At 45.9% G+C, this 12,472-nt stretch carries 10 protein-coding genes; 6 read left to right on the top strand and 4 right to left on the bottom strand.

All coding sequences use genetic code 11. The features are described from left to right. Window positions 1–10: 10 nt before the first annotated feature. A complete protein-coding gene (locus QTO06_RS19335) occupies window positions 11–994 on the top strand; it encodes a GGGtGRT protein (protein WP_331409415.1) in 984 nt (327 codons plus the stop codon). A 327-nt stretch (window positions 995–1,321) separates the two neighbouring features. Next, window positions 1,322–2,353, top strand: a complete 1,032-nt coding sequence (gene dapD, locus QTO06_RS19330) for a 2,3,4,5-tetrahydropyridine-2,6-dicarboxylate N-succinyltransferase (RefSeq protein WP_005391708.1) — start codon at window positions 1,322–1,324, stop codon at window positions 2,351–2,353. Between the two features lie 75 nt (window positions 2,354–2,428). On the opposite strand, the gene QTO06_RS19325 is transcribed toward dapD, so the two are convergent. The 4 genes from QTO06_RS19325 to glpT form a co-directional block, all read right to left on the bottom strand. Beyond that, window positions 2,429–3,073, bottom strand: a complete 645-nt coding sequence (locus QTO06_RS19325) for a hypothetical protein (protein ID WP_331409413.1) — start codon at window positions 3,071–3,073, stop codon at window positions 2,429–2,431. Continuing rightward, a complete protein-coding gene (locus tag QTO06_RS25565; protein WP_045405561.1) occupies window positions 3,074–3,337 on the bottom strand; it encodes a YqaE/Pmp3 family membrane protein in 264 nt (87 codons plus the stop codon). 463 nt (window positions 3,338–3,800) lie between these two features. After that, complete coding sequence (gene glpQ, locus QTO06_RS19315) at window positions 3,801–4,856, bottom strand: glycerophosphodiester phosphodiesterase (RefSeq protein WP_005427287.1); 1,056 nt, start codon at window positions 4,854–4,856, stop codon at window positions 3,801–3,803. A 54-nt stretch (window positions 4,857–4,910) separates the two neighbouring features. Next, window positions 4,911–6,278, bottom strand: coding sequence for a glycerol-3-phosphate transporter (glpT, locus tag QTO06_RS19310; protein WP_005427324.1), 1,368 nt, complete (start codon window positions 6,276–6,278; stop codon window positions 4,911–4,913). A gap of 872 nt (window positions 6,279–7,150) precedes the next feature. Between glpT and QTO06_RS19305 the strand changes: the two genes are divergently transcribed. The 4 genes from QTO06_RS19305 to glpD all read left to right on the top strand — a co-directional run bounded on the left by QTO06_RS19305 (window position 7,151) and on the right by glpD (window position 12,292). After that, a complete protein-coding gene (locus QTO06_RS19305; RefSeq protein ID WP_005427306.1) occupies window positions 7,151–8,005 on the top strand; it encodes an MIP/aquaporin family protein in 855 nt (284 codons plus the stop codon). A 58-nt stretch (window positions 8,006–8,063) separates the two neighbouring features. Beyond that, entirely contained in the window at window positions 8,064–9,581 is a 1,518-nt protein-coding gene (gene glpK / locus QTO06_RS19300; RefSeq protein ID WP_038885178.1) for a glycerol kinase GlpK, read from the top strand. A 180-nt stretch (window positions 9,582–9,761) separates the two neighbouring features. Beyond that, complete coding sequence (locus QTO06_RS19295; protein WP_331409412.1) at window positions 9,762–10,553, top strand: DeoR/GlpR family transcriptional regulator; 792 nt, start codon at window positions 9,762–9,764, stop codon at window positions 10,551–10,553. Window positions 10,554–10,732: 179 nt separating this feature from the next. Beyond that, window positions 10,733–12,292 carry a glycerol-3-phosphate dehydrogenase gene (gene glpD / locus QTO06_RS19290; RefSeq protein WP_331409410.1) on the top strand — a complete coding sequence of 520 codons (1,560 nt, stop codon included), beginning with the start codon at window positions 10,733–10,735 and terminating at the stop codon, window positions 12,290–12,292. The last annotated feature ends 180 nt before the right edge of the window (window positions 12,293–12,472 follow it).

Here is a 12,472-nt window from a genome sequence, read left to right as displayed (position 1 = left end):
GAAAGAGATTATGAACACTCCAATTACTGAATCTGTACGTCGCACATTAGACGAAATGCAATTCTCTTCTCTGGAAGAGGCTTACCAATACTGTATGGATCGTGGTATCGACCCTAAAGCACTAGTGATGGACACTCAACCTATCGCGTTTGAAAGCGCTGCCGATGCCTACACACTGGGCACTGCTTTGGCGATTTTCCGTGGAGCAAAAACAGCGGAAGAAGCAGCAAACATCATCGGTGAAGGTCTTCAGGCGTGCACAAAACCAGGCAGCGTCGCAGAGCAACGCCAAGTGGGTATCGGTCACGGTGCATTGGCGGCTCGCCTACTGAATGAAGAGAGTGGCTGTTTCGCTTTCCTTGCTGGTCATGAGTCATTCGCAGCGGCAGAAGGCGCAATCAAAATCGCATTGAACGTGAACAAATCACGCAAAAATCCGTTGAAAGTGATCCTAAATGGCTTGGGTAAAGACGCCGCTTACCTAATCTCACGCATCAATGGTTTCACTTACGTACGCACTCAATACAACTACCAAACTGGCGAGTTAGTGGAAGTAGAGCGTCGCCGTTTCTCGCAAGGTCCACGTGGTGAGATCCTTTGTTACGGCGCTGATGATGTACGTGAAGGCGTTGCTATCATGCACAAAGAGCAAGTGGATGTGAGCATCACAGGTAACTCAACCAACCCGACTCGCTTCCAACACCCAGTAGCAGGTATCTACAAAGCAGAACGTAACCGTGAAGGCATGCCTTACTTCTCTGTGGCATCAGGTGGTGGTACTGGTCGTACTCTACACCCAGATAACGTAGCGGCTGGTCCTGCCTCTTACGGTATGACCGATACCATGGGTCGCATGCACGCCGATGCACAATTCGCGGGTAGCTCTTCTGTACCAGCGCACGTTGCGATGATGGGCTTCATCGGTATGGGCAACAATCCAATGGTAGGTGCAACTGTTGCACTTGCCGTAGCCGTCGGTGAGCTAAGCCTCTAAGTCGATTTATCGCTTTACTATCCAAAGCCAGTAAATCCAACAAACCCAGTGTAGGGGGAGTGACTTCGGTCCTCCCCTTATTTTTTGCTACGATAATCCACCCCAGCTCCTCGCCCCAACTCAACCTAAACTCAATCAAAGCTGGCTTTTGCGACACATTTCTCATCAGACAAACATATCTCTAAAAAGACAAAAGGTATCCATCTACAGACTTTCTCCATTTCCCCTCTTTAAACTCCACATCACTCTCTTTATGATGACTGACAACTTAATTATTTCTTGTCAGTGAACAGACGAGACACAAGACTCAACACATGGAGATCAACTATGGCTTTCTTCTCTCTAGCCTTTGGTACGGCAACTAAAAACCGCGACGGCAAAATCATCGAAGCGTTTTTCCCAAACCCAGTTCTTAACCCAAGCGAAGCGCTTGTTAACGCACTAGCAGCAGTAGCAGGTTACGAGCAAGGCAACCAAGCTATCGAGATCTCTGCAGCACAAAGCGCAGAACTGGCAGCAGCATTTGAAGCAAACGGCGATGCGGCAAACGCATCTTTCGCAGCAAAAGCAGCAGAATCAGCACAACCACTTGTACTGGTTATCCTTGCAACTGACGAGCAGCCACAAAGCGTTGCTGAAGGTTTCCTAAAACTTCAACTTATCTCTAACCGCCTAGTTCAACCGCACGGCACGGTACTAGACGGCATCTTCGGTCTACTGCACAACATCGCATGGACTAACGAAGGTCCAATCGACCTACCTGAACTAGCAGAGCGTCAAATCGAAGCTCGCCTAGCGGGTCGTGCACTAAGCGTAGATTGCGTAGACAAGTTCCCTAAAATGGTGGACTACGTGGTACCAACTGGTGTTCGTATCGCTGACACTTCTCGCGTACGTCTTGGCGCACACGTTGGCGAAGGCACAACGGTAATGCACGAAGGCTTCATCAACTTCAACGCGGGTACAACTGGCGTGAGCATGGTTGAAGGTCGTATCTCTGCTGGTGTTGTGGTTGGTAACGGCTCTGACATCGGCGGCGGCGCATCTATCATGGGTACGCTATCTGGCGGCGGTAAAGTTGTGGTTTCTATCGGTGAAAACTCGCTACTAGGCGCGAACGCAGGTCTTGGTTTCCCAATGGGTGATCGTTGTACTATCGAATCAGGTCTATACGTAACTGCTGGTTCTAAAGTACGCATGCTAGATTCTGCTGGCCAAGAAGTAGAAGTAGTGAAAGCACGCGATCTTGCTGGTGTTTCTGACCTACTATTCCGTCGTAATTCTGTAACAGGTCAAATCGAGTGTCTTGCAAACAAGAGCGCGGTTGAACTGAACAGCGAACTGCATAAAAACAACTAATTCATTCGTGAATTAGCCCTACGAAAAATCCCCCAGCAGGCAACTGTTGGGGGATTTTTTAATTAGCGGTCTTAACTAGCGCTCTATTGGACGAATCCACATTGATAGTTCAGGACATTGAGTCTGCAGTTGTACCATTGATGATTTAGCATCCGAGTAACCGGAATAAACGTCACTAAAAAGGTAGTAAGAACCATTTATATGGTGCTCAAATAAAGGTAACTCTGCACATTTAGCAAACTCTTTATTTGGTGAAGTGGAACCTGAATAAAGCTGAATAACATAAACTTTCGAGCTAGCATTAACAGACCGAAGTTTTTTTTCAGTGGGCTTTTTTTTAGGCGCTTTAGTCGACTTTTTCTCCAGAAGCGAGCATGTAGAAGGTGTTATATCAAAGGTAATTGAGTTCAATTTAGTATTCACATCAATCATGTCTACTCGATTCGCATTTGACTCACCAAAACATTCTTTTGCTAAAGCGTAAGTCGCCAGTTCGCTCAACACGCAAGATGATGAGTCGTAATAGATTTGCTGCATACCATTGTTCAACTGAGCTTGGGGGGAGCATTTCATCATCTGACGGAACTCTGCTCCATCCAAGATCCACAAATCGACCGCTTCTTGAATCGTGAGCTCTGCTTGTGCACTAGAAGCAACCCCAAAACAACTCAATAGCAAGTACCACAAGAAAAAAAGCTTACCCTTATTCGACGGAAACACTTACTCGTCTCCACCACCATCTTGATCAGAAGACGCTGGCGCATTTCGAGCATACTTAGAACCATTTCCACTCTCTTCGCGCTCTATCAACTTGTCAATTTTCTGATCCGTCTCATAATTTGCTAATGCATAGACTGACCAAATTACAGCAGGAAGCCATCCAATCAAAGTTATTTGCAGCAGTAAACAAATCAAACCAGCCCAGTAACGGCCTATAGTAAAAAATTGAAGCCAAGGAACCAAAATGGCAAGCAATAATCTCATATCACATCCTATTTTACGTTGTAATCACTGTACTGTGATACCCACCTCACCGACGCTTGACCTTAATCTCCAAAAAAGCCGCCTAAGCATCTGGAGTAAATGAACCGACATGTGATGTTAGCCTTAAGCGGCAAACTTAAGTCAGTAAGCCAAACCATTGAACACACTCTTCCTCCACAATAGTTTGGATAAGGGCACCAATTTCACAATACAGCTCCATATTAGCTAATGGAGCAGGTTGATATTTAGCATTTAGAAATCAAGACTTAGCGAAATGCATACCAAGGAAAAATAAGGTGCCCGTGCAATACCTTAAGTAAGAAGGAAAAAAGTTAATCAACAACAAAAATCCCCCAACAGGAGAGTCACTGTTGAGGGATAATGATTGCTCAATGAGAGCACATTGTTACGACATGGCGTGTGACGTAATACTGAGCGTTTCAAATACTCAGTTTTTAGAACTTTACTTGCTCAGAAAGTTCACCGCTTTATCAGGGAAGTCAGTAAACAAACCATCCACTTTCACCTGATTGTAGAAGATGTCCATCATGCCATCGAAGCTGTCGGTGTAAGCAGGAATACGTCCAGGGTCCGCTCGGAAAGTGTAAGGGTGCACTTGCAAGCCTGCGTCTTTTGCCGCTTTCATCAAAGGTTTGATGATGATGTTATCCTTGGTTGATTTGTCATCCACCAACATTGGCTTCCAAGGACCGATCCCTTCCGCATATTCCGCGACCTTCTTCATACCATTGGCTTCAAACATCCAGTCATAACTGTATGGTGTTGCCTTGTCGCCTTTGTACTCCATGGTTTCGTTCCAATCGGTGTAAGCCATCAGCTGAACGAGCTTTAAATCCATGTCCATTGCAGGCATGAGTTCACTATTAATACGCTGAAGTTCATTGGCATCAAAACACTGAAGGTACACTTTGTCGTCTTGTGAGTCGTAGCCGTACTGCTTTAAGACTTTAAGTACTGCTTTTGAAATGTCTTTACCTTCATGGCGATGGAACCACGGCGCTTTGATCTCAGGATAAATACCGATGTCATAACCCAGCGTTTTGTTTAAGCCTTGGATCAGCTCAATCTCTTCAGCAAAGGTAGGGACGGTGAAGTCTGATTTCCACATTGGGAATCGAGTCGGGTAACCTGCTACCTTGTCACCCTTATCATTGATTTTGAAGCCTTCTGTCACGCGCAGTGATTTGATTTCTGCCAACGTAAAATCAATCGCGTAGTAACGGCCATCTTTACGAGCTCGATCTGGAAAACGCTCAGCTACATCGGTCACGCGATCGAGATAGTGGTCATGCAGCACGACCAATTGATCGTCTTTAGTCATCACCACATCTTGCTCGATGTAATCTGGTTTCATTGCGTACGCAAGGGCTTTGGCTTCCAATGTATGTTCGGGTAAGTAACCGGATGCGCCACGGTGAGCGATAACAAGGGGCTGGGCAATAGCTCCGGCAGATAGGCTACACGCCAAAAAAGTAATGCATACTGACTTTATTTTCATTGTTATTTCCTTAACTTATTTGAAGGGGCAGTATTCCACTGCCCCTTTAAGGTTTTATGACGCCAATGCTTCTTTCTCACGCGCTTTTTGTTCGTGGTGAGCACGCTCGCCAAGAAATGCGTAAGTCAAACAAACGATGGACGTGATACATGAACCGATAAGGATGATAAAGCCGCCATCCCAACCAAAGTGGTCTACGGTGTAGCCAAGAATCGCGTTTGCCGCTACTGCACCACCTAAGTAACCAAATAGACCCGTTAGACCCGCAGCCGTACCTGCCGCTTTCTTAGGAGCAAGCTCTAGCGCATACAAACCAATCAACATTACCGGACCGTAAATCAAGAAGCCGATTGCAACCAACGCCATCATATCTACTGCTGGGTTACCTGCTGGGTTGAACCAGTAAACCAACACAGCGACGGTGACTAACGCCATAAATAGAATACCGGCAGGAGCACGACGACCTTTAAATAGCTTATCTGAAATCCAACCACACAATAGCGTACCTGGGATACCAGCCCACTCGTATAGGAAGTAAGCCCAAGAAGATTTATCAACCGAGAAGTCCTTCGCTTCTTTAAGGTATACCGGCGCCCAGTCCAGCACACCGTAGCGGATCAAGTAAACAAACGCGTTCGCAATCGCGATTGACCACAACAACTTATTAGAAAAGACATACTTGAAGAAGATTTCCTTCGCCGTCATTTCTTTTTCGTGTGACTTGTCGTAATCGTCAGGGTAATCGTCTTTGTACTCTTCAATTGGCGGAAGACCACAAGACTGCGGTGTATCTCTTACCGTGAACCAAATAAAGACAGCAACGAGCGTGGCAAAAAATGCAGGAACATAGAAAGCGGTGCGCCAATCGTCGTTAAATGCCCAAAGGCCAAGAATGAACATAGGACCAATCAAACCGCCACCTACGTTATGTGCTACGTTCCAAACCGACACTATCTCGCCACGTTCTTTACGTGACCACCAGTGAACCATGGTTCGACCACAGGCAGGCCACCCCATACCTTGGAACCAACCGTTTAGGAACAATAGAATAAACATTGCGGTAATGCTGCCAGTCGCCCAAGGCATAAAGCCGAAGCAGAACATCACAAGCGCTGACATTAATAGACCGCCACTTAAAAAGTAACGAGGGTTAGAGCGGTCAGAAACACTGCCCATTAAGAATTTTGATAAACCGTAAGCAATAGATACTGCAGCTAAGGCAACACCTAGATCACCACGGCTAAAGCCTTGTTCAATTAGGTAAGGCATCGCCAAGCTGAAGTTTTTACGGACCAGATAGTAGCCTGCATAGCCAACAAAAATGCCGATAAAGAGTTGCCAACGTAAGCGAGAATAGGTGCTATCGATCTTGTCGGACGACAAGCGATCAATATGCGCCTTGGGTTTGAATATTCCAAACATAGGAACCTCATAATTATATTGAGCGATGGTAAGGAGTCTTAAATCGCGAACGAGCAAAAAGGAGTTTCGTTCGAAAGTTGGTGCATTTTATGAAATTCGATTTTTATTTCTGTGACAAATGTTGCATAAGAATTAAATTTCAGTAAATACAGAAAATTAGAGACTTTAAGTTAGACTGCGCTTCCACTTTCCCCAAATTTCGTTACTGTTCACATACAACATTAAATGCGCAAACGAACAAATTAACCGCAGTTTTAAGCAAACCAAGCACTCAAACAACCACAGAATTAGGATAAAAGGTTGAGTTTGAGCAACTTGGACACGCTAACCGCCAGTCATCAAGGCTAAATACGGGGTGTTGCCACAATGTCATTCCATTAACAACTGAGGTTGATATCGCTCTCCCACTCACTAAAGCTCATTGAGGCATGTTTTCGAAGTTAATGCTCATTCACAACCCAAAGGAAGGCTCCCTTCTCTTAGCCGTGTATGAAAGCAGAGTATCGAATCAATAAATATCAGCAATCCCTTATCATCATTAGTGTTAGCTAGCTCTTTAGGGTTAGTTTTCAACCAGTAATCTGAACAATTTACCACCATTCACGAAGCAGCTTCACAAAACTCCTCTTACCAGTTTGTGCATTGATTTTCACATCGGTAGTTTTAAGCCGAAAAATCGAAGTTGAAGCTTCTGAATCATTTTATCGAGTTTCCTTTTTGAGCAAAAGATGCGTCAATTAACAAAAACGAAGAGTTTGATTAACAAATTCATGCTCAAACGCTCACTTTTAACGCTCGTTTGTTTTCGCAAACGTTTATATATGCACAATAGAACCGTGCTAGATAAGCATAAATATTAAAGGACTCTTAACATGACAACGAACAAACACCCCTCACTGCTCGGAGAATGTTTGGCCGAGTTTATCGGTACAGGATTACTTATCTTTTTTGGCGTAGGCTGTGTTGCTGCATTAGTGTTGACCGGAGCTCAATTTGGTCAATGGGAAATCAGTATTGTATGGGGCTTTGGCGTCGCCATCGCTATTTACTGTACTGCGGGCGTATCCGGTGCACACATCAACCCTGCCGTAACTATCGCGCTGGCGATGTTCCATGGATTCGATAAGGCAAAAGTAGTGCCTTATATCATTGCGCAAATGCTCGGTGCTTTTTGCTCTGCCGCTTTGGTTTACAGCTTGTACAGTAACCTGTTTACTGATTACGAAATCGCACACAATTTCGTTCGTAGCAGCAAAGAGGCTCTCGCCACAGCAGGCATTTTCTCGACTTACCCACACGCTTCTCTCTCTTTCTTTGGCGCTTTTGCTGTGGAATTCGTGATTACTGCAGTGCTGATGTTTGCCATTCTTGCTCTTGGTGATGAGAACAACGGCGCACCTCGCGGCGCGATGAACCCATTACTTATCGGTATTCTCATTGCGGTTATCGGTGGTTCTTTAGGCCCACTTACTGGCTTTGCGATGAACCCTGCTCGTGACTTCGGCCCTAAACTGTTTGCTTACTTTGCAGGCTGGGATTACGCACTGACCGGTGCACGCGAAATCCCATACTTTATTGTTCCAATTCTTGCTCCTATCGCAGGTGCTTGCTTCGGTGGTTGGTTGTACCCGAAAGCGATTGCTGCGTATCTGCCACAACAAGGTCATGGCTGCACTATCCCTAACCAGTGCGAGACCGAAGAAGAAGCAGAACAAGCGCAAGCTTAACCCCTACCAATTCGAACATTTACTAAAATATAAATAACGAAACAAAAGGATTCTTACCATGACTGAGCAAAAATACATTGTTGCCCTAGACCAAGGCACGACAAGCTCTCGTGCTGTCATCCTGGATCATGACGCGAATATCGTAAGCGTCGCTCAGCGAGAATTTACTCAGATTTATCCAGAGGCTGGTTGGGTTGAACATGACCCAATGGAAATCTGGGCAACTCAAAGCTCTACCTTGGTTGAAGCACTTGCGAAAACCGGTATCCGTAGCGACCAACTTGCAGGTATCGGTATTACCAACCAACGTGAAACAACAATTGTATGGAACAAAGAAACAGGCAAACCGGTTTACAACGCGATCGTATGGCAATGCCGCCGTACAGCCGATATTTGTGAAGAATTGAAAGCGCGCGGACTAGAAGATTACGTTCGCGACAATACCGGTCTGGTTCTAGACCCTTACTTCTCAGGTACAAAAGTGAAGTGGATTCTAGATAACGTTGAAGGTGCGCGTGAAGATGCCGAAGCAGGCAAACTGCTGTTCGGTACTGTTGACACTTGGCTGGTTTGGAAGATGACTCAAGGCCGCGTTCACGTAACCGACTACACCAACGCTTCGCGTACCATGCTATTCAACATCAATGACCTATGCTGGGATCAGAAAATGCTGGATGAGATGGGTATCCCAGCATCGATGATGCCAGAAGTGAAACGCTCATCTGAAATCTACGGTCAAACCAATATCGGTGGTAAAGGCGGTACTCGTATACCAATTGCGGGCATTGCAGGTGACCAACAAGCCGCACTTTACGGGCAGATGTGTGTAGAAGCTGGTCAAGCGAAGAACACCTACGGTACAGGTTGTTTCTTGTTGATGAACACGGGTAAAGAGAAAGTAACCTCTAAGAACGGTCTACTGACTACCCTAGCATGTGGTCCAAAAGGCGAGCCAGCCTATGCACTTGAAGGTGCAGTATTTATGGGCGGCGCTTCAATTCAATGGCTACGTGATGAAATGAAGATTCTGGCTGGAGCAGAAGATTCAGAATACTTTGCGACCAAAGTGGATTCTTCCAACGGTGTGTACGTTGTACCTGCATTTACGGGCTTAGGCGCACCATATTGGGATGCTTACGCTCGCGGTACGATTGTCGGTCTAACTCGTGGCGTAAACTCTAACCACATTATCCGTGCAACTTTGGAAGGCATCGCTTACCAAACTCGTGATGTGCTGGATGCGATGCAAGCAGACTCGGGCATTAAGCTCGCGAACCTGCGCGTTGATGGCGGCGCAGTAGCGAACAACTTCCTAATGCAGTTCCAGTCAGACGTACTCAACACCGAAGTTCACCGTCCTCAAGTAACTGAAGTGACTGCTTTGGGTGCAGCATACCTAGCTGGTCTAGCGGTTGGTTTCTGGAATAGCATTGATGAGCTGCAAGACAAAGCGGTGCTCGATCGCACATTCGAACCACACGATGATGAAGAAAAACGTAACCGTCGTTACAAAGGTTGGAAGCGCGCAGTGAAGTGTGCTCAAACTTGGTCTGAGCTTCACGACGAAGACGATTAATTTCTAGTTTCCCCCCTGATTAATCATAAAGAGCGCCGAATTGGCGCTCTTTTTTTGCGTTCGATCGCGGATTCCACACTCCCACAGCTTCTCACAATGCGCCAATTCGAGCACAATAGAGCAAGTTTCTATTTTCGATTTTGAAGCATTGGTCGTTGCCAGTGCACAAGGGAGTGCTAAGTGAAGCAAATACCAAGACACCAACAGATCGTTGATTTGGTGAAAAAACAAGGCTATGTCAGCACGGATGAGCTGGTAGAAAAGTTTAATGTTAGTCCACAAACCATTCGTCGCGACCTAAATGACCTCGCGGATGAAAACAAAATTAGACGTTACCACGGTGGCGCAACCATTCCTCTTAGCTCAGAGAACACATCATACAACACGCGTAAAGCACTTAACTTCAATGAGAAGGATGTGATTGCGGAAGAGTTAGTAAAACATATTCCTGACGGCGCAACCTTGTTTATTGATATCGGCACTACACCAGAGGCGGTGGCTCGAGCTCTGAATAAAAACCACAAACAACTTCGCGTGGTAACCAACAACATTAATGCTGCCACCATTTTGTTACCAAACCCAGAAATCAAAGTGATTTTGGCTGGCGGCGAAGTCCGCAACCGCGACGGTGGCATTGTCGGCGAAGCGACGCTCGATTTCGTCAAGCAATTCCGCCTCGACTTTGGCATTTTGGGCATCAGTGGTATCGACTTTGACGGCTCACTATTGGACTTTGATTACCACGAAGTTCGTGTCAAACAAGCCATTATTGATAACAGTCGCAGCGTGTTCCTTGCGGTTGACCATTCGAAGTTTGGTCGCAATGCCATGGTGAAATTGGGCAATATCGCGCAATTGAACATGGTATTCACAAACAAACAACCACCAGAAGAGATTCTCGCGATTCTAAAAGAAGCCGCAGTTCCGCTCGAAGTAGTTGATACACAAATAGAAAGAGTCGCAGCCGAATAGCGTTTTCACTCACTATTTACGCGCATAAATGACCTCTGTCTTAATTAGGCAGAGGTTTTTTTGTGCCCAAATCACACAAAACGCTCATAAACGAAAATAAATAATGACCACAAACGAAACCTAAGCTAGGATAAACTCATGTTCCAAAATGCTCGTTCGCTCACCAAGAGGTCAAATTTATGAGTATCCAACAAAATGCTTCCACGACGAATTCATCCCCTACTCTAGACATGATCGTGATCGGCGGCGGCATTAACGGGGCTGGTATTGCTGCAGATGCTGCTGGCCGTGGTTTAAGCGTCGGTTTGTACGAAGCTAACGACTTCGCATCGGCAACCTCTTCTGCAAGTTCAAAACTGATCCACGGTGGATTACGTTACCTTGAACACTATGAGTTTCGTTTGGTTTCGGAAGCGCTCGCTGAGCGTGAAGTGATCTTACGCAAAGCGCCTCATGTGGCTCTGCCAATGCGCTTCCGTTTACCTCATCGTCCATTTTTACGCCCAGCTTGGATGATCCGCTGTGGCTTGTTCCTTTACGATAACTTGGGTAAACGAACCACTCTTCCAGGCAGCAAAACCGTCAACCTAGCAAAATCAGGTCTATTAAAACCTGAAATGAAAACCGGTTTTGAATACTCAGATTGTTGGGTAGATGACGCACGCTTGGTGTTGTTGAACGTTCTAGCGGCTAAAGAGAATAACGCAGAAGTTCGCAACTACTGCCGCGTAGAAAAAGCACACCGTGAAGGCGGCATTTGGCATGTCACTATTCATGACGTCACCACAGACCAACGTTTCGAACGCAAAGCGAAAGCTCTAGTTAACGCTGCAGGTCCATGGGTGAAACAGTTCTTTGATGAAGGATTAGAGCAAACCTCCCCTCGCAACATTCGTTTGATCAAAGGCTCGCACATCGTTGTTCCTCGTATCCACAACGAGCCGCAAGCCTACATCCTACAAAACAAAGATAACCGCATCGTATTTATGATCCCTTATCTAGATAAGTTCTCGATCATTGGTACTACAGATGTGGAATACAAAGGCGATCCGCGTGAAGTCGCGATTTCCAAAGATGAAGTCGATTACTTGATCGATATCGTTAACCAACACTTTGTCCACCAGCTAAGCCGCGAAGATGTGGTGTGGACATACAGTGGTGTACGTCCGTTGTGTGATGATGAGTCTGACTCACCGCAAGCGATCACACGTGACTACACACTAGAACTGGACGCTGAATACGACCACGCACCTTTACTTTCAGTGTTCGGTGGCAAGCTCACGACTTACCGTAAGCTTGGTGAAGCGGCAATGAAGAAACTTGCACCTTACCTACCAGAAATGGGTAAAGACTGGACGGCAAACCAAACCCTTCCTGGCGGTAACTTCAGTTGCAGCCGCGAGCAATTGGCGAAGATGATTCATGCGAAATACTCATGGGCATCAGAAGCGATGTTGCTGCGCTACGTGACTCAGTTTGGTACACAAACTTGGGATCTGATGGAAGGTACTAACAGCGTAGAAGATCTTGGTCACTGCTTCTCAGAGCAAGCAAGTGGCGTATATCAACGCGAAATTGATTACTTGATGAATCACGAAATGGCGCTAACCGATGAAGACATCTTATGGCGTCGTACAAAACTTGGTTTATACATGAACGAACAGGAGAAAATCGCACTGGCAGAATATCTAAAAGAGAAGCTGCAACAAAAAGTCGTTAGCCTCTCACAAGTAAGTTAAATTGGACTCTCCTAATACAAAGCCTGCACCCCGCCTGTCTCTTATACACAAATCCCCAAGCTTGTAGCTTGGGGATTTTTTTTGAACTCTTTAACGTGTGTGCGATCTGATCACTTACTATTCCTCACTGAAACACTAAGATGACATATTCAGACGCTAAACTTTGGGCACAAGAACAAT

The organism is Vibrio sp. M260121 (assembly GCF_036533715.1).
Taxonomy (GTDB): Bacteria; Pseudomonadota; Gammaproteobacteria; order Enterobacterales; family Vibrionaceae; genus Vibrio.
This window is presented reverse-complemented; position numbering and strand designations above follow the sequence as displayed.

Bases quoted from the DNA above. Each gene is read 5' to 3' on its own strand.
- QTO06_RS19335 (WP_331409415.1), top strand. From the start codon at position 11: ATGAACACTCCAATTACTGAATCTGTACGTCGCACATTAGACGAAATG.
- dapD (WP_005391708.1), top strand. From the start codon at position 1,322: ATGGCTTTCTTCTCTCTAGCCTTTGGTACGGCAACTAAAAACCGCGAC.
- QTO06_RS25565 (WP_045405561.1), bottom strand. From the start codon at position 3,337: ATGAGATTATTGCTTGCCATTTTGGTTCCTTGGCTTCAATTTTTTACT.
- glpQ (WP_005427287.1), bottom strand. From the start codon at position 4,856: ATGAAAATAAAGTCAGTATGCATTACTTTTTTGGCGTGTAGCCTATCT.
- glpT (WP_005427324.1), bottom strand. From the start codon at position 6,278: ATGTTTGGAATATTCAAACCCAAGGCGCATATTGATCGCTTGTCGTCC.
- QTO06_RS19305 (WP_005427306.1), top strand. From the start codon at position 7,151: ATGACAACGAACAAACACCCCTCACTGCTCGGAGAATGTTTGGCCGAG.
- glpK (WP_038885178.1), top strand. From the start codon at position 8,064: ATGACTGAGCAAAAATACATTGTTGCCCTAGACCAAGGCACGACAAGC.
- glpD (WP_331409410.1), top strand. From the start codon at position 10,733: ATGAGTATCCAACAAAATGCTTCCACGACGAATTCATCCCCTACTCTA.